This is a genomic window from Cognatilysobacter bugurensis (assembly GCF_014652095.1).
GTDB classification, from domain to species: domain Bacteria; phylum Pseudomonadota; class Gammaproteobacteria; order Xanthomonadales; family Xanthomonadaceae; genus Cognatilysobacter; species Cognatilysobacter bugurensis.
On sequence record NZ_BMYD01000001.1, the window covers coordinates 55,091 to 70,403 of the forward strand.

At 69.5% G+C, this 15,313-nt stretch carries 19 protein-coding genes and 1 pseudogene; 7 read left to right on the top strand and 13 right to left on the bottom strand.

Annotated features, from left to right (window positions below; genetic code table 11):
* The first annotated feature begins 8 nt into the window (after positions 1 to 8).
* Positions 9 to 1,424: an ATP-dependent RNA helicase DbpA gene (dbpA, locus tag IE075_RS00280; protein WP_189452197.1), complete on the top strand. Its 1,416-nt coding sequence runs from the start codon at positions 9 to 11 to the stop codon at positions 1,422 to 1,424.
* A 9-nt stretch (positions 1,425 to 1,433) separates the two neighbouring features.
* On the opposite strand, the gene IE075_RS00285 is transcribed toward dbpA, so the two are convergent.
* The 4 genes from IE075_RS00285 to IE075_RS00300 are packed head-to-tail and all read right to left on the bottom strand — an operon-like array spanning position 1,434 to position 2,687.
* Positions 1,434 to 1,865: a DUF3592 domain-containing protein gene (locus tag IE075_RS00285; protein ID WP_189452199.1), complete on the bottom strand. Its 432-nt coding sequence runs from the start codon at positions 1,863 to 1,865 to the stop codon at positions 1,434 to 1,436.
* Between the two features lie 10 nt (positions 1,866 to 1,875).
* Positions 1,876 to 2,070 carry a hypothetical protein gene (locus IE075_RS00290; protein ID WP_189452200.1) on the bottom strand — a complete coding sequence of 65 codons (195 nt, stop codon included), beginning with the start codon at positions 2,068 to 2,070 and terminating at the stop codon, positions 1,876 to 1,878.
* Positions 2,067 to 2,267 (bottom strand): hypothetical protein, encoded by a 201-nt coding sequence (locus IE075_RS00295; RefSeq protein WP_189452202.1) that lies wholly within the window; start codon positions 2,265 to 2,267, stop codon positions 2,067 to 2,069. The genes IE075_RS00290 and IE075_RS00295 overlap by 4 nt, the downstream gene beginning before the upstream one ends.
* Before the next feature lie 24 nt (positions 2,268 to 2,291).
* Complete coding sequence (locus IE075_RS00300; RefSeq protein WP_189452204.1) at positions 2,292 to 2,687, bottom strand: DoxX family protein; 396 nt, start codon at positions 2,685 to 2,687, stop codon at positions 2,292 to 2,294.
* Between the two features lie 91 nt (positions 2,688 to 2,778).
* Between IE075_RS00300 and IE075_RS00305 the strand changes: the two genes are divergently transcribed.
* Both IE075_RS00305 and IE075_RS00310 read left to right on the top strand, forming a co-directional pair.
* Complete coding sequence (locus tag IE075_RS00305) at positions 2,779 to 3,150, top strand: VOC family protein (RefSeq protein WP_189452206.1); 372 nt, start codon at positions 2,779 to 2,781, stop codon at positions 3,148 to 3,150.
* A gap of 64 nt (positions 3,151 to 3,214) precedes the next feature.
* Positions 3,215 to 3,574, top strand: a complete 360-nt coding sequence (locus IE075_RS00310) for a cupin domain-containing protein (protein ID WP_189452208.1) — start codon at positions 3,215 to 3,217, stop codon at positions 3,572 to 3,574.
* A gap of 117 nt (positions 3,575 to 3,691) precedes the next feature.
* Here IE075_RS00310 and IE075_RS00315 read toward each other — a convergent pair whose 3' ends face one another.
* The 4 genes from IE075_RS00315 to IE075_RS00330 form a co-directional block, all read right to left on the bottom strand.
* Positions 3,692 to 4,561, bottom strand: a complete 870-nt coding sequence (locus IE075_RS00315) for a general secretion pathway protein GspB (protein WP_189452210.1) — start codon at positions 4,559 to 4,561, stop codon at positions 3,692 to 3,694.
* 141 nt (positions 4,562 to 4,702) lie between these two features.
* Positions 4,703 to 6,373, bottom strand: coding sequence for an ExeA family protein (locus IE075_RS00320; protein ID WP_189452212.1), 1,671 nt, complete (start codon positions 6,371 to 6,373; stop codon positions 4,703 to 4,705).
* A gap of 69 nt (positions 6,374 to 6,442) precedes the next feature.
* Positions 6,443 to 7,399, bottom strand: a complete 957-nt coding sequence (locus IE075_RS00325; RefSeq protein WP_189452214.1) for a DMT family transporter — start codon at positions 7,397 to 7,399, stop codon at positions 6,443 to 6,445.
* 86 nt (positions 7,400 to 7,485) lie between these two features.
* Positions 7,486 to 8,370 (bottom strand): LysR substrate-binding domain-containing protein, encoded by an 885-nt coding sequence (locus tag IE075_RS00330; RefSeq protein ID WP_189452216.1) that lies wholly within the window; start codon positions 8,368 to 8,370, stop codon positions 7,486 to 7,488.
* A gap of 101 nt (positions 8,371 to 8,471) precedes the next feature.
* On the opposite strand from IE075_RS00330, the gene IE075_RS00335 reads away from it, so the two are divergent.
* Positions 8,472 to 9,386, top strand: coding sequence for a DMT family transporter (locus IE075_RS00335; RefSeq protein WP_189452218.1), 915 nt, complete (start codon positions 8,472 to 8,474; stop codon positions 9,384 to 9,386).
* A 34-nt stretch (positions 9,387 to 9,420) separates the two neighbouring features.
* Here IE075_RS00335 and IE075_RS00340 read toward each other — a convergent pair whose 3' ends face one another.
* Complete coding sequence (locus tag IE075_RS00340) at positions 9,421 to 9,849, bottom strand: VOC family protein (protein ID WP_229792353.1); 429 nt, start codon at positions 9,847 to 9,849, stop codon at positions 9,421 to 9,423.
* A gap of 112 nt (positions 9,850 to 9,961) precedes the next feature.
* Complete coding sequence (locus IE075_RS00345) at positions 9,962 to 10,267, bottom strand: hypothetical protein (protein ID WP_189452222.1); 306 nt, start codon at positions 10,265 to 10,267, stop codon at positions 9,962 to 9,964.
* 95 nt (positions 10,268 to 10,362) lie between these two features.
* On the opposite strand from IE075_RS00345, the gene speG reads away from it, so the two are divergent.
* On the top strand, positions 10,363 to 10,917 hold the full coding sequence (gene speG, locus IE075_RS00350; RefSeq protein ID WP_189452224.1) for a spermidine N1-acetyltransferase: 555 nt from the start codon (positions 10,363 to 10,365) through the stop codon (positions 10,915 to 10,917).
* Positions 10,918 to 11,086: 169 nt separating this feature from the next.
* Here speG and IE075_RS00355 read toward each other — a convergent pair whose 3' ends face one another.
* Positions 11,087 to 11,620, bottom strand: coding sequence for a BON domain-containing protein (locus IE075_RS00355; protein WP_229792240.1), 534 nt, complete (start codon positions 11,618 to 11,620; stop codon positions 11,087 to 11,089).
* Between the two features lie 302 nt (positions 11,621 to 11,922).
* Between IE075_RS00355 and motA the strand changes: the two genes are divergently transcribed.
* Positions 11,923 to 12,783, top strand: coding sequence for a flagellar motor stator protein MotA (gene motA, locus IE075_RS00360; protein ID WP_189452228.1), 861 nt, complete (start codon positions 11,923 to 11,925; stop codon positions 12,781 to 12,783).
* A 12-nt stretch (positions 12,784 to 12,795) separates the two neighbouring features.
* Positions 12,796 to 13,812 (top strand): flagellar motor protein MotB, encoded by a 1,017-nt coding sequence (gene motB / locus IE075_RS00365; protein WP_229792241.1) that lies wholly within the window; start codon positions 12,796 to 12,798, stop codon positions 13,810 to 13,812.
* Between the two features lie 192 nt (positions 13,813 to 14,004).
* On the opposite strand, the gene IE075_RS00370 is transcribed toward motB, so the two are convergent.
* Both IE075_RS00370 and IE075_RS00375 read right to left on the bottom strand, forming a co-directional pair.
* A complete protein-coding gene (locus tag IE075_RS00370; RefSeq protein ID WP_425489323.1) occupies positions 14,005 to 14,961 on the bottom strand; it encodes a peptidylprolyl isomerase in 957 nt (318 codons plus the stop codon).
* 182 nt (positions 14,962 to 15,143) lie between these two features.
* Positions 15,144 to 15,311, bottom strand: a pseudogene (locus IE075_RS00375) (HupB); the annotation flags it as partial.
* Positions 15,312 to 15,313 lie beyond the last annotated feature (2 nt).

The following is a 15,313-nucleotide window of genomic DNA, read 5'->3' on the forward strand; positions in this document are numbered from 1 at the left end:
TGGCCGGCATGACTGAAGACACCGCCGCACTGCCATCCACGTTCGACGCCCTGCCGCTCTCGCCCGCGTTGCGGCAGGGACTCGATGCGCTCGGCTATGAGACCCCCACGCCTGTGCAGGCCCGGTCGCTGCCGGCGATCCTCGAAGGCCGCGACGTGCGCGCGCAGGCGCCGACCGGCAGCGGCAAGACCGCCGCGTTCGGGCTCGGGCTTCTGCATGGCCTCGACGTCGCGCGCGGCGATACCCAAGCGCTCGTGCTGTGCCCGACGCGCGAACTGGCCGACCAGGTCGCGCGCAACCTGCGCAAGCTCGCCACCGGCATGCCGAACCTCAAGGTGTCGCTGCTCGTCGGCGGCGTCGCGCTCGGGCCGCAGCTGGCCTCGCTCGAGCAGCACGCGCCGCACGTGGTCGTCGGCACGCCGGGTCGCGTGCTCGAGCTGGTCGAAAAACGCGTACTGCCGCTCGATGCCGTGCGCACGCTCGTGCTCGACGAAGCCGATCGCATGCTCGACATGGGCTTCGAGGACGCGATCCGCGCGCTCGTCAAGCGCACGCCGAAGACGCGGCAGACGCTGCTGTTCTCGGCAACGTTTCCCGACGCGGTGCGCGGGGTCGCGAACGCGATGCTGCGTGAACCGGTTGAAGTCGAGGTGGAGGCCGATGCCGAGGCGCCGCGCGTCGACGAGATCTTCGTCGAAACCGATGCCTCCCGCCGCGCGCCGCTGCTGGCGGCGCTGCTGCTCGAATACCGTCCCGAATCGTGTGTCGTGTTCTGCAACATGCGACGCGAGGTCGACGATGTCGCCTCGTCGCTGCAGCACTACGGCTTCGCGGCGCTTGCGCTGCATGGCGACATGGAGCAGCGCGACCGCGAGGAAGTGCTCGTGCAGTTCGCGAACCGCAGTTGCACCGTGCTCGTGGCGAGCGACGTCGCCGCGCGCGGGCTCGATGTCGAGGATCTAGCTGCGGTCGTGAACCACGCGCTGCCCAGTGACACGGACACCTACGTGCACCGCATCGGACGCACGGCGCGTGCGGGCAAGGGCGGGCTGGCCATCAGCCTCGTCGCCGCGAACGAGCGTGGGCGGCTTGAGCACCTGCAGGCGCGTCGCGCCGAGCACGGCGACACGCGTGCGCTGCAGTGGCGCCAAGTCGACCCGGTCGGCGGTCGTCCGTCGGGCGTGCCCGCCGCCAAGATGGCCACGCTGCGCATCGATGCCGGCCGCACCGACAAGCTGCGCCCGGGCGACATCGTCGGCGCGCTCGTCAACGAAGCCGGACTCGCAGGCGATGCGATCGGCAAGATTGACGTGTTCCCCACGCGTTCCTACGTCGCAGTGCCGCGCAAGCAGATCGACCGAGTGCTCGAGAAGCTCCGCGCCGGCAAGATCAAGGGGCGGCGGTTCCGGGTTGCAAAGCTGTAGGGCACCGGATTAGGTGGGCAGAGAGAGCACCGCGCCGATGGCGAGGAGCGCGACCACGAGCTGCAGCAGGTTGCCGAAGTCCGCGCCCTGGACGAGCACGGCTTGCGCCGGGTTGCGTGGATTGACGTACGCGGTCGTCTCACGGTTCATCGCCAGACCCTCGAGCAGGTCACCTGCCTGCGAAAAGCCGAGAAACCGGGTGGGCCGATAGCTGAGCCGCTGCGACACAAAGGTGCGCGACCCCACCTTGTAGCGGTAGCGCACGTTCGCCGAGTGCACGATATGGCGGCTCTCGGGATGCACGTGCTCGTCTCGATAGGCCTCGATCACCGTCGCCCGCGTGGCTCGCCAGCACCACGATGCCTGGCCCAGCACCCATGCGCGCAACTGCCACGCCGCATACGCGACCGCGACGAGCATCAACAGCGGCTTGAGCATCATTTTCGTGTGTTCAGACGATGCGACCGGCCAGCCAGATCAGCGCTGCCGAGAGCAGGGTGCTTACGAGCGCAATCAGCGCACTTGGCACGAAAGACGTGCGCAGCGCCAAGGCGAAACCGGCCGTGTAGGCGACGAGCAGGGCGGCGATCAGCACGGGGCCCCGCGTGGCTTCGCCGCGGCCGGCCGACAGCAGTGCGGCGATCAAGACGAGCGCAAAAGCGGCCGCGTACGCGACAGCGCGGGCGGCGTCACCAAGGATACCTCCATGCCGGCATCCGCCTGCGCTGAGCCGCGCACGGTGAGCGGAATGGCGATGATGAGCAGACCGAACGCGACCGCGAACGACGCCGAGCCGAGCGCAGCGATTGCGATTGCCGCGACGACGAGCAGGAGCAGGTACACGGCGTGCGCCCCGTGGCGGCGCCATCAGCGCTGATTGACGCTGTAGCCGCCCGGTCCGACGAGCGCGATCACGACCGCAGATGCGAAGAACATCGCTTGCAGTTCCAGTGCCCAGCCGCCCTGGCCGGTGAAGCGACCGAGGTCGCCCAGATGCACGAGATAGACCGCGACGAGCATGTTGATCGCAACCAGCAGTGCGCCGATCCGGGCGTGGAAACCCGTCAACACCATAAGCGGGCCGAGCACTTCGCCGAGCAGCACGAAGTAGCCAATGAAGCCCGGCCAGCCTTGCGCTTCGACCATTCGCACGATGTGGCCCATGCCGCCATTGAGTTTGGCGATGCCGTGCAGCAGGACGAGCGCGCCGAGCGTCACGCGCAGCAGCAGTTTGGCAATGTCGTGCTGGGTGTTCGGGTTCATGCAGTCGGGCTTTGGCGGGCTGCGCGCAGGATAGTCGCGCGGCGAGTCCGATGTCTGCTGCAATGCGCACTCTTCCGATCAAGGACCGACCATGCTCGCCTACGCCACCCTCGGCACGAACGACCTCCCCCGCGCCGCCGCGTTCTACGACGAACTGCTTGCGCTGCTCGGCGCCAAGCGCTTCATGGAGGAAGAGAAGTTCATCGCCTGGGCCAGCTCCCAGGAAGGCGTGGGACTCGGGATCACGTATCCGTTTGACGGCAAGCCGGCCAGCGTCGGCAACGGCACGATGGTCGCGCTGCAGGCGTCGAGCCGCGAACAGGTCGACGCCGTGCATGCCAAGGCGCTCGAACTGGGCGGCGCAGACGAGGGCGCGCCGGGCCAGCGGATGGACTGGTTCTACGCCGCCTACTTCCGCGACCTCGACGGCAACAAGCTCAACGTCTGCTTCATGGGCACCTGAGGCTTCGATGTCGCGTTGACGCCTGCCCGGGCACGGTGGACGCCGGCCCGGGCAGGAGCGTGCAATGCGATCGAAGCAACTGACGTTCGAAGACGAATTCCGCGTTGCGTTCAACGTGCGCGACGTGCAGGCGGCGGAAATGACGCTTGCCGCCGGAGATTCGACCGGCGGGCCCGACAACACCCACCGCGGCGCGGATCAGTGGCTGTTCGTGGTCGATGGCTGCGGAGAGGCGTTGATCGGCAGTGAGGCAGCCGGCCGTGAGCGGGTGCCGCTCGAGCGCGGTGCGCTGCTCGTGATCGAGCGGGGCGAAGCGCACGAAATCCGCAATACGGGCGATGCGCCGCTCAAGACCTTGAACTTCTATTACCCGCCGGCCTTCGACAACAGCGGCGAGCCCGTGGGACCGGGCAAGTCGGACTGAGGGCGCTGAAGGCGGGCGAGGGCGTGGCGCAGCGCCAAGACGGCCATGCCGCGGCTGCCGAGGTTCGTGGTACCGGAGCTTCATCGCAGCAGGCGCATGGCCGCTGCGGGTCCGCGGTCAGCGCACCGGCACCCAGACGCGACGGCCCTGCCAGGTGAGCACCGCGCCGTCGGCCGTGATCTCGTCGACGACGGCTTCGCCGAGCCGGTCGCCCTCGCCAACGCGCTGACCATCGAGGATCACGAAACGCTCGGCGGGGGCAGCCGCGAACAGATGCATGCTCATGCGCAGCGGCGGCAGTGCGCGGCGATCGGCCGGTGCGAGGTCTGCAAGCCGCAGCGGGCGATCCGAGATCGAGGCGGCCGGCGCGGGTGCCGACCTCGCGGCCGGCGAGGGTCCCGGCGGGCGGCCGGTGTCCGCTGCCGGCGCCGAAGCTGCGGTACGCGCGAGAGCCGGCGCGCGCACTGCGGACGAGGGCGGCAGTGGCAAGGCGGTATCCGCGGGCGGGCGAACGGCGGCGGGTGACGCCGCCCGCGGAGCCGGAGCGTTGTTGGCAATGCGAGGCTCTGACGGCGGCGCCCCAGCGCTGCCTGCACCGACCGCGTTCACCGCCAGCGCGGGCCGCTGAGTATCCGTTCCGGCATCGCGTCGCGGCTCCGCGCGCGGCGATACGGCAGCTCCTGTGACGGACGCGGGCCCACCGGCGGCGCCCACCCCGGCATCGGTCGATTCGATCATTGGGGCAGCCGTGGCGACACTGTCCGCGGGCTGAGCCGTGTCCTGTCGTATCGATTGGCTTTGCAGCGACGGCGGGATGGCCGTCGGCGTGGCCGCGTTGGCGCCCAGCGCGGCGGCGTCTGGGACCGTCGTGCGCTCGGGTGCAGCAGCGGTCGCGGAGGGCTCGGCGCCGTCGTCCGCGGCGAAGAACATCCGATAGCCCGTCGTCCCCAGCAGCACGACGACGGCGAGTGCGATCGCGGCCGGCACCGCGGGCAATGTTCGGCGCGCGGCGGTCGCGTCGGGCTGTGGCGCAGACGGCGCAAACGGCGGATCCAGCAACTGCGGCGGCGCGCCGCGGCGGCGCTCGGCTTCTGACTTGCGCAGCGCCTCGAGAATCAGCGACATCGGTTACTCCGTGCGTTGCAGCTGGGGGCCCGCGTCCGTCGCCGCGAGCGCGGTGCGCGTCGCAGGCCCGGGCACGCCGTCGGCGAGCAGGCCGTGCTCGCGTTGGTAGCGGCGCAGCGACTCGCGCAGCGCATCGTCGAACACGGCCGGGCCGACATGCGCGAGACGCGCATGCAGCCAGTCGACCGCCGGACCTGTGCCGCCCGGCGGCAGCGGCAGCGTCGCGAGCTGCGCGGCGGACCACAGCAGCGTGTAGTCGCCGCTCCAGACGGAGTCGAGCGCGAGTTTCGGCACGCTCACCCGTTGCCCGTCGAGCCAGAGCTGCGCGTGTTCGTTGTCGACGCCGAGCAGCAGCGCCGGCACCGTGCCGCGCGGGTGCGCGAGGTGCAGCACCGCGGGCCGGCCAACCACGCCGATTGCGTCGAGTGCGGCACGCCCCTTCGCACAATGGAGGCCCGGTTGCGGGACGGGGCGGCAGTGGCGCATGCGCGCCAGCGATGCGCGGTCAACCGGCAACGACCAGCGGCGTAGCAGCTCGGCCCAGGTGGCGGAGTCGTCGGTCGGCGCTTGCGCGAGCGCGGCCGTGAAGCCCGCGGGGTCGAGCCTGCGCGGCGCGGTGTCGGGCGCGGTTTCCGCTGACGCCGGCAGCGCCGATGCGCTCGCCGGCAGGCTGGATGCCGCCGGAGCGCCCGAAGCCGCGGCGCGTGCCGAGACTGCCGGCGCGGCGTTTGCGTGCGCGCCTTCGCCCGTCGGCAACGCGATCCACGCGCCGAGTCCGATCGCGCACGCGGTGATCGCGGCGGCCGCAGCGAGGCGCGGCGGGGTCATCCAGCGGCGCGTGGACGCGCGTGGGCGGTGCGAGATGCCGAGGGCCTCGTCGGCGGCGAGGTCGACGAGCGCGGCGTCGAGCGTCGTGCGCTCGTGCACGTAGCCCGCGAGCAGCGTGCGCTCGGCGACGACGTTGATGAGGCGCGGGATGCCACCGGTGCGCGCGTGGATGCGCGCGACTGCGGACGCTTCGAACGGCGAGCGCACGCCGCCCGCGACCGCGATGCGGTGGCGCAGGTATTCCGCCGTCTCCGGCATCGACAGCGGCAGCAGGTGGTAACGCGCGGTGATGCGCTGCGCGAGCTGGCGCAGGTCCTCGCGTGCGAGCAGGGTGCGCAGCTCGGGCTGGCCGATCAGGATGATCTGCAGCAGTTTCTGCGTCGGCGTCTCGAGGTTCGTCAACAGGCGCACTTGTTCGAGCGCCTCGTGCGAGAGGTTCTGCGCCTCGTCGATGATGAGCACGATGCGCAGGCCTTGCCCGTATGCATCGAGCAGGTACGCGTTGAGAGCGTCGACGAGTGGCTTGATGCGTCCGCGGCGACCCTCGATGTCGATGTGCAGCTCTTCGCAGATCGTCTCGAGCAGCTCGGCGGGCGCGAGCCTCGGATTCAGCACGAGCGCGACGCGCGCGTTGTCGGGCAACTGCTCGAGCAGCAGGCGCGAGAGCGTGGTCTTGCCGGTGCCGACCTCGCCGGTGAGCTGGACGAAGCCGCCGCCGCCGCCCTGGCCGACACCGTAGCTCAGGTGCGCAAGCGCGTCCCGGTGGCGTTCACTGAGGAATACGAAGCGCGGGTCAGGCGTGATGGCGAACGGCGGCTCGGTCAGGCCGAAGTGCTGCAGGTACATGGGCGCGGCGTGGGGGCGGGACCGGCGCACAGCCTGCCACAACCGTGCCGCGTCGCGTCGGGCGACGGTTCAGCTGGACAGATCCTTCGCCTCGGATGTCGCGAGCACTTCCGGGTGCCCGACGCGCCGCGGCCGGACCAGCAACGGGTGCACGAGCACCGCGCCGAGGATCACGACGACGCCCACGTAGAACTGTGGCGTGAGCTCATGCTGTTCGCCGAGCAGCACGATCGCGAGCACGATCGCGTAGACCGGTTCGAGGTTCGTCGCGAGCTGCGCGGCGAAGGCGCTCATGTGCTGCAGCGCCACGAGGCTCAGCGCGAACGGCAGCAGGGTGCAGGCCAAGGCAAGCGTGAGCAGGTAGGCGGCATCGCGCGTGCCGGGCATCACGAGGAGGTCGCCCGCGAACGCCTCCGACAGGCCCGGCAGCAGCGGCATCAGCGGGGCAAGCGCCGTGAGCGCGAGCGTGCCGGCGCCCAATTCGATCGCGGTCACCGTGAGTGCATCGCCATGCTCGACGAGCCGCTTGTTGAGCGAGCCGAAGATCGCGACCAGCAGCGCCGACACCGCGCCGACCGCAACGCCGATGCGCATGCCGTCCGGGATCCCGCCGACCACGAGCGCGACGCCCGGCAGCACCGCAATGCCGAGCATCACGTCGCGCCTTGATAGCCGCGAACGCGCGAGCCACGGCTCGACGAGCGCCGTCATCACCGTTGCCAGCGCGATGCAGGTCGCACCGACCGACGCGTTGGACAGCTTGATCGCACCGTAGAACGTGAGCCAGTGCAACGCGACGATGACGCCGATGCCCGAGTACGCGCCGATGAGCCGCCACGGCATCGCGCGCAGGCCGCGCCACACGCGCGGCACGAACGCGAGCGCGACGACGACGATGAGCATGCGCATCCAGACCAGGGGCAGCGCCGGCAGCGTGATGAGCTTGCCGAGGATTGCGGTGAATCCCCAGAGCAGCACGCAGAAGTGGATCTGCAGGAACGCGCGGCGGGTGTCGGTCATCGGCATTCCGCGATTATCCGGCAGCGGGCCGCGTGCGCCGCGGGCGCTGCGTTGCCCGGCTTGGCGTTCGGCGCCGCTGTCGCAGCGGCACGTTAGTCGACCGGCTGGGCGAGCAGCCAGTCGACGAATGCGCGCGCTGCCGGGCGAAGGCGCCGATGCGCGGGATAGACGACGTAGTACTGCCAGCGCGTGGGCAGCACCGGGCCGGGGAGGGCGACGAGTCGGCCATCGTCGAGATAGGGCTGGACGATGCGCTTGCGCGCGAGTGCGATGCCGAGCCCGTTCGCGGCGGCATTGAGCGCATCGGTGCTGTCGCTGAAGCTGTGGCGCTCCTCGATCTGGGTGCCGTGCAGCCCGGCCGCGCGGAACCAGTCGTGCCACCCCTGACGCGCGAGGTCCGCGACCAGCGGTCGCGCCGCGATGTCCGCCGCGCCCTCGATGCGCGCGAGGTCGGGCAACCGCGGGGACGCGACCGGGAACAACGCATCGTCCATGAGCAGGTGCGCGGTCAGGCCGGGCCAGTGGCCGGGGCCATGGCGGATGCCGAGGTCGGGGCCACCGTCGTCGAAGCGCGTCAGTGCGATCTCGGTGTCGAACGCCAGTCGGACGTCGGGGTGCTGCGCCGCAAACGTGGGCAGCCGCGGCAGCAGCCAGGTGTGCACGAGCGAGTGCAGCGTCGTGATGCGCACGCGGGAGGCGTCGCGGCCGGGGGTGCGCAGCGCGCCGAGCACGCCGTCCAGATCCGCGAGGGCATTGCTCGCGGCATCGGCGAGCGTGCGGCCTTCCGCGGTCAGCGCGACGCCGCGCGCGTGGCGCTGGAACAGCACGACCCCGAGTCGCGACTCGAGCTTGCGGACGTGGTGGCTCACGGCGCTTGCGGTGAGATGCAGTTCTTCACCGGCGTGGGCGAAGTTCTGGTGGCGGGCGGCGGCCTCGAACGCCGCGAGCGTGGGCAGCCAGTCGGCGCGCAGGGCCATTGCGAGACTCAAATACGATTTGGGTCAGGGCTCGAAAGTATGCGCTTGTGGGGCGGGGGCGCGCACGGACAATGGCGCCACGCCCAAGCCCGGTTTGACTCATGCGCCCCGCCGAATCGATCGCGATTGCAGGTTCCGATCCCGCTGCCGGGTCGACGGCCGTGCGCGGCTGGGTCACGCCGCTCGAACTCGGCGTGCTCGCGGCGATCTGGGGCGCGTCATTCATGTTCATGCGCGTCGCGGCGAAGGATTTTGGTTCGCTGGCCCTGGTCGAGATGCGTCTCGGCCTCGGCGCGATCGTGCTGCTGCCATTCCTGTGGCGCGAGCGGGCGGAGTTCAACCGGGCGCTATGGCCCAAGCTCGCATTGATCGGCGCGATCAACTCGGCGGTGCCGTTCACGCTGTTCGCATGGGCCGCACAGCGCGCGCCGGCAGGCATTCCCGCGATCACGAATGCGATGACCGTGCTGTTCACGGCGCTCGTGGGGTTTCTGTTCTTCCGCGAATCGATCGGGCTGCGACGCGCGATCGCGCTGCTCGTCGGCTTCGGCGGCGTGGTGGTGCTCGCAAGCGGCAAGACCGAAGGCGCGAACGTCGGCGGCGCGGTGGTGGCCGGCTGCACCGCGGCGTTCCTGTACGGCATCGGCGCACATCTGGTGAAGCGCCATCTCGTCGGCCTTCCGCCTATCGCAGTCGCTGCTGCGACGTTGGGGTGCGCGGCCCTGCTCACGCTGCCGTTTGCAATCGCGCAATGGCCAACCGAGCCCGTGCCGGCCGCATCGTGGTTCTCGGCGACGATGCTCGGCGTGCTGTGCACGGGCGTCGCATACGCGCTGTACTACCGGCTGATCCGGCGCATCGGCGCGGGCCGTGCGGTGACGGTGACCTACCTGGTTCCGTTGTTCGCGGTCGCGTGGGCGTGGGGTCTGCTCGGGGAGCCGCTGACGCTGAGCATGGGCATCGCAGGCGCGATGATCCTCGGCAGCGTGGCGATCAGCCAGCGCGCGCCGAAGTAGGGCACGCGGCCTGCGCGCCCGTCAGAACGCGCTGTCAGTGCAGCGCGCTGAACCGGTGCGGGGTCGGTGCTGCGGAGAAGCGCGGCAGCGTCGCGCCGAACCACCACAGGTGCCCCTCGATGTCGCGGCAGGCGTAGCCGCGCATGCCCGGGTCCTGCATCGACAGCGGAATGACGACCTCAGCGCCCGCACGGACGGCCTGCGCGTAGTGGGCGTCGATATCGTCGACCACCACGAAGCAGCTCTGCGTCTCCCGCCCGCCCGTCTCGTCCGGCTGCAGCAGGTGACGGTCCCAGGCCGTGCCATCTTCGGCCGAGCCGACCATCAGCGTGCCTTCGCCGCAGGACAGCCGCGCATGACGCACCGTGTGGCCATCGGCCTGAATGAATTCGGGCTCGAAGCCGAATGCGCTGCACAGCCAGTCGATCGCGACGAACGCGTTTCGATAGCGCAACCAAGGCATGACGGTGTTGACGGTGGCCACGTTGGACGCGGTTCCGGAGAGTGTGTGCTTGGAGGGTAACGGCCCGTCTGGTGAAGCCTCCGTGTCATTGCTGAAACACGGAGCCAGGCGTTCAGGCGTCATGCCAGTCTTCATCGGTTTCGAACTCGACGAGCACGTCCAGGTCGAATGCGAGCGCCTCCACGGCCTCCCGCACGCGGCCGACCGCCGCCTGGGAGCGCGCTTCGACCTCAAGTTCGTGGGTGCCAGGGCCCTGGTCGTCGGGCAGGCCGGCGGACGTCGAATCCTCGTCGTCCATGCGGGGCATCAGGTCGGCGACTTCCTCGACGTGCTCGATGCCATCGATGCTCGCGAGCAGGTTGCCGATCGCTCGCGCATTGTCTTGGTTGCCGGTTACACGCAGGCGCAATTGGGGCATGGGGGGCGTTCCACTGCAGGTTGGAGGCAGGCTAGGAGCGGCCGGGCCAAGGCGGCGTGACGGCGCGTGCGCACCGCTGCGGCTACCTTCGCGCCATGGATCCTCTTCCTTCCCCGACCGCCACGGCCACCGTCACCCTGCGCCCCCTCGAGCGCGGTGACCTGCACTTCGTCCACCAGCTCAACAACAACCGCAGCGTGATGAGCTACTGGTTCGAAGAGCCGTATGAGTCGTTCGTCGAGCTCGAAGAGCTGTTCCGCAAGCACATACACGACCAGTCCGAGCGACGCTTCATCATCGAGGACGGCGACGGGCACCGCGCGGGGCTCGTCGAGCTGGTCGAGATCGACCACCTCCACCGGCGCGCCGAGTTCCTGATCATGGTCTCGCCCGACCAGCAGGGGCATGGTTTCGCAAAGGCGGCCACGCGGCTCGCGATCAACTACGCGTTCCGCGTGCTGAACCTCTACAAGCTCTACTTGCTCGTCGACGTCGACAATGCCGCCGCTATCCACGTCTACGAGGACGCCGGGTTCACGCGCGAAGGCGTGCTACGTGAGGAGTTCTTCAGCGACGGCCGCTATCACGACGTCCTGCGCATGTGCCTGTTTCAGCACGAGGCGCTGGCGGCGGAGACCGGGACGCCCTGACCGAGGCTTCGGCGGGAGCCATCGATCGTCAGTTGCCGTCGGCGCGATGCATCGAGCGGGTGGCCCTGTGGCGGCGAGCCACACACGCCCCGCAGCCGCATCCACTTGTCGACGTGGCGCAGTCCTCCGCGGACGCGACGCGCGCGTCCGCGGAGCGAGAGGCCGAGCGTTACCGACTGCCCGAGGCCTGATCCTGATCGGCGTCGCCGCCGTGCGGACCAGGTGTGCCATGGCCCGGCGACTGGCTCGAGAACCCGCTGCCCTTCTGGCTGTCGCCAGCACGCAGGCCGCCGAGCGAATCGGTGAAGCTGCGCTGCACCTTGTCGACGCGGATGCGGTTGTGGACCTCATTGATGCCGCGGATCTCGTGGACCAGGTCTTCGGCCCGGTGCTTCATCCGCCGCTCGGTCACTTCGCCGGTCAGGGTGACGACCGCTTCCTCGACGTTGACGAGGATCTCGCTCGCGTCGATGAACGGATCCTCCGTCAGCCGGAAATACACCTCGTCGGCGATGCTCGCGTCCGAACGCGTCGCGCGCGGGCCACGACCCCGGTGACCGCGCGGGCGGTCGTCGTCTGCATGCGCGCCGTGGCGTGTGCCGCCGTCGTGCTCGCGGAAATCGCCGTAGCCGCCTTGGCCGCGGTAGCCGAACGGATCGGGATCGCCGTGCGCCTTGCTGGGGCCCCAGGCGCGCGAAGTCACCGAAGGCATGTTTTCGTAAGGGCGCGACGCGTAATCGTCACGATGGTCTGAGCCGGGCTGCTGTCTAGAGGTCATGGTCGATTCCTGTAGCTCGGTGGACGACATGGCGCCGCATCGACGCCGGTTGCGTCCGACACTAGGCACTGCGGCGTTACCGCCACGGCAAGGCGCTGCGCCTCGCATGTAACGGTCGCGCTAGGCGGGCGCGCGGCTCGAAGCGCGACGGCGGCATGCATCGGCGCTCAAGAGATGCGTCGCCGCGCCGATACCGCGGACATTGCAGCGGCTCGGATTTCCCCCGGATGTTCCTGATCATTGGTGGCATCGTCGTCATGGCCAGTGTGCTTGGCGGCTTCGTGATGGTCGGCGGCCAGATCATGGCGCTGTGGCATCTCAATGAGGTCATCGTGATCTGCGGCTCGGCCCTGGGCGCGTACATGATCGCGACGCCGCCCAAGGTGATGAAGGCGGCGTTCCGCGCGCCCCTCGGGCTGCTCAAGGGGCCAAAGTATCGGCGTCAGGAATACGTAGACCTGCTCAAGCTCATCTACGAAGTCCTCATGAAGATGCGGCGCGAGGGCATGATGGCCGTCGAAGCCGACGTCGATAATCCTGAGGAAAGCGCGGTCTTCCAGAAGTACCCGAAGGTGATGGCCGACCATCACATGCTCGATTTCATCACCGACTGCCTGCGGTTGATGGTCGGCAGCAACATGAATCCGCACGAGCTCGAGTCGCTGCTCGAGTACGAACTTGAAACCCATCACCACGAAGCGCTCGAACCCGCGCACTCGGTGCAGAAAGTCGCCGACGCGCTGCCGGGCTTCGGCATCGTGGCCGCCGTGCTGGGCATCATCAACACGATGTCGGTCGTCGGCAGCGCGCCTCCGTCCGAGATCGGCTTGAAGGTTGCCTCGGCGCTGGTCGGCACGTTCCTCGGCATTCTCATCGCGTACGGCTACGTGGGCCCGCTGGCAACGGCGATGGAGACCCGCGCGAACGAGGATGCGAAGGCGTTCGAAGTCGTGAAGATGGCGCTGGTCGCATCGGTGCGCGGTTATGCACCGACGGTGGCGATCGAGTTCGCACGCAAGCTGCTGTTCTCCGACGTGCGCCCGACGTTTGCCGACCTTGAGGCCGACCTCAAGGCCGCCAAGGGCTGACGGAGCACCCCGATGGCCTCCGAGAAACAACAGCCGATCATCATCGTCCGCAAGAAAAAGGGCGGAAGCGCCCACCACGGCGGCGCGTGGAAGGTCGCGTACGCGGACTTCGTGACCGCGATGATGGCGTTCTTCATGGTCATGTGGCTGACCGCGACCATGACGCCCGAGCAGCTCGGCGGCGTGGCCGACTACTTCAAGAACCCCAGCGCGGTGGAAAGTCGCGGCAGTGCGACGGTCGAGGGCCGGATGGGGCCCGGTGGCGCCGGCGATGCACCGATCAAGGTGTTTGAAGCCGTCAAGAACCCGCCCGGCGCGGGATCGGTCGAGGTCAAGCCCGACGCAAAGGCGGCCGAAGAGCAGGAACGCAAGCGGCTCGAAGAGCTCAAGAAGCTGCTCGAAGAGGCGATCTCGAAGAGCCTGGCGATGGCGCCGTTCAAGGACCAGCTGCTGATCGACCTCACGCCGGAAGGGCTGCGCGTGCAGATCGTCGATGCGCAGAACCGGCCGATGTTCGATCTGGGCTCACCCGAGCTCAAGCCGCACACGCGCGCAATCCTGTTCGAGCTCGGGCGCTTCTTCAACCAGGTCGACAACCGCATCGCGATCAGTGGCCACACCGACACCACGCCCTACGCCGGCGGCGTGACGGGCTACAGCAACTGGGAGCTGTCCGCCGAACGCGCAAACGCGGCACGACGTGCGCTGGTGCGCGGCGGCCTGGCCGAAGAGAAGCTCTCGCGCATCGTGGGCCTGTCCTCGTCGGTGCTGTTCGACCAGGCCAACTCCCGCAACCCGATCAATCGGCGCATCAGCATCGTCGTGCTCAACCCGGCGGCCGAACGCTCGGCCGAAGCCAGCGACCGCCCGCGTGTGGTCGGTGACGGCCGGCCGACGGACCCGCCGCCGCTGCCGCTGAGCAGCGACGCGGCAGCGCTGGCACGCGCGCCCACTGCGGTGCCCGCACGTCCGGCATCGGTCAGCAGCCGGGCTGCCGACGCAGGGGCCGGCCTCGCGAGTCCGGAGTAAGGCGACGCGGCCGCGCTGGCACGCGCGCCGACTGCGGTGCCCGCACGTCCGGCAGCGATCAGCAGCCGGGCCGCCGACGCAGGGGCCGGCCTCGCGAGTCCGGAGTAATGGGTCGGTGACGCCCGGGGTGCAGCGCGCGCGCCTCGGCGACCGCGCTGTGCCGGCCGCTTCGCCGGTGCCGCTCCGACCCCGTTACTTCGCGCCCTTGGTTTTCGCATCCGCAACGCGCACCGGCAGCGGCACGTTGCACAGGTCGATGTGGCCAGCCGGACGCTTGTAGAAATCATCGCGTCGGTTGCGGCGCGCTTCGACGAGTTCGGTGAACGCCGCGGTGTCCGTGCGCATTGCCTCGAGGGCAGGGCGCTCCCTCTCGGGCAACTCGCTTGCAAGGCGGATCGCACGGATCGGCGTGCGCTGTTCGCGCTTCTCGTAGAAGCCCAGCGGGCCGGTGCCGCGCGGCATCGTCGACAGCAGTTCGATGCCCTCAACGACGCGGCCGACGGTCGTGATGTTGCGATCGAGTTGCCGCGGCGACTGGCCGGTCACGACGTAGAGCTCCGCGCCGGTGCTCGAATCGGCGGCGATGTCACGCCCCGCGCCGACCATGCCGTAGCAATGCGCGAGCCACGTCGCGCCGTTGGCCGGGTCGCGCCCGGCCGGGAAACCCTCGACAAAGCCGACCTGCGGCGCCCAGCCGTCGGCATCGGGCAGCACGTCGAAGGCAGCGTCCTTCGCACGCACGCGCTCGAACTCGGCCGGCAGCTTCGTCTTCGCCGAGCCCAGCGGCTTGCGCTTTGACTCGTCCTCGGCCGGATCGCCCCACTGCACGACAAAGTTGTCCTGCGAGCGGTTGATGCTCAACCCGTTCCAGAAGCCCTCGCGCGCCAAGGTGCGGATGTTCTCGGCATGCTGCGGCGCGATTTGCGGCGCGAGTTCGATCACGACGCGGCCCGCGTCGAGCTCCATCACCAGCGTATTCGCCGGGTCGATGCGGCGCCAGTCCGGCGGCTTGGACTCGTCGATGATCTGCTGCATCGAGCGCGGTTTCGCCGGGGTCGACGAAAGGGCGGGCTGCGCCGACAGGGCCGGCGCGAGCGCGAACAGCAGGGCGGAGGCGAGCAGGGCGGTCGGCAGGTGCGGGTTCGGCACGGGCGGCAATCCTTCAGACGGGAGCCCGATTCTGTCGCAGGCGCGCCTGCAGTGCCCAGCGCGGTGCCGATGCCGCCGGTACGGACGTCTTCGCGCGCCGCCTCAAACTCAGCGCCCCGACGTCTGCCGGGGCGTCGGTGCTCCTGTGCGTGCGACTGCGGTCGACGCAGCCGTCAGCTGTCCCGGCCGGAGCCAGACTTCTTCCCACCGCCGTCCTGCTTGTTGACGGTGGCCCAGGCGATGCGCTCGGCATCGTCCTTGGACTTGCCCTGTTTGCGCTCGCTTTCCTCGATGTGCTCGGCCTTGCGCTTTTGCTTGTCGGTGTACGACGACTTGTCGCCCTGTGACATCG

Excerpts from the sequence above, each read along its gene's own strand:
- motA (WP_189452228.1), top strand. The coding sequence starts at position 11,923 with ATGTTCCTGATCATTGGTGGCATCGTCGTCATGGCCAGTGTGCTTGGC.
- IE075_RS00310 (WP_189452208.1), top strand. The coding sequence starts at position 3,215 with ATGCGATCGAAGCAACTGACGTTCGAAGACGAATTCCGCGTTGCGTTC.
- IE075_RS00305 (WP_189452206.1), top strand. The coding sequence starts at position 2,779 with ATGCTCGCCTACGCCACCCTCGGCACGAACGACCTCCCCCGCGCCGCC.
- IE075_RS00320 (WP_189452212.1), bottom strand. The coding sequence starts at position 6,373 with ATGTACCTGCAGCACTTCGGCCTGACCGAGCCGCCGTTCGCCATCACG.
- IE075_RS00300 (WP_189452204.1), bottom strand. The coding sequence starts at position 2,687 with ATGAACCCGAACACCCAGCACGACATTGCCAAACTGCTGCTGCGCGTG.
- IE075_RS00325 (WP_189452214.1), bottom strand. The coding sequence starts at position 7,399 with ATGCCGATGACCGACACCCGCCGCGCGTTCCTGCAGATCCACTTCTGC.
- IE075_RS00345 (WP_189452222.1), bottom strand. The coding sequence starts at position 10,267 with ATGCCCCAATTGCGCCTGCGTGTAACCGGCAACCAAGACAATGCGCGA.
- IE075_RS00335 (WP_189452218.1), top strand. The coding sequence starts at position 8,472 with ATGCGCCCCGCCGAATCGATCGCGATTGCAGGTTCCGATCCCGCTGCC.
- motB (WP_229792241.1), top strand. The coding sequence starts at position 12,796 with ATGGCCTCCGAGAAACAACAGCCGATCATCATCGTCCGCAAGAAAAAG.
- IE075_RS00330 (WP_189452216.1), bottom strand. The coding sequence starts at position 8,370 with ATGGCCCTGCGCGCCGACTGGCTGCCCACGCTCGCGGCGTTCGAGGCC.
- dbpA (WP_189452197.1), top strand. The coding sequence starts at position 9 with ATGACTGAAGACACCGCCGCACTGCCATCCACGTTCGACGCCCTGCCG.
- speG (WP_189452224.1), top strand. The coding sequence starts at position 10,363 with ATGGATCCTCTTCCTTCCCCGACCGCCACGGCCACCGTCACCCTGCGC.
- IE075_RS00285 (WP_189452199.1), bottom strand. The coding sequence starts at position 1,865 with ATGATGCTCAAGCCGCTGTTGATGCTCGTCGCGGTCGCGTATGCGGCG.
- IE075_RS00340 (WP_229792353.1), bottom strand. The coding sequence starts at position 9,849 with ATGCCTTGGTTGCGCTATCGAAACGCGTTCGTCGCGATCGACTGGCTG.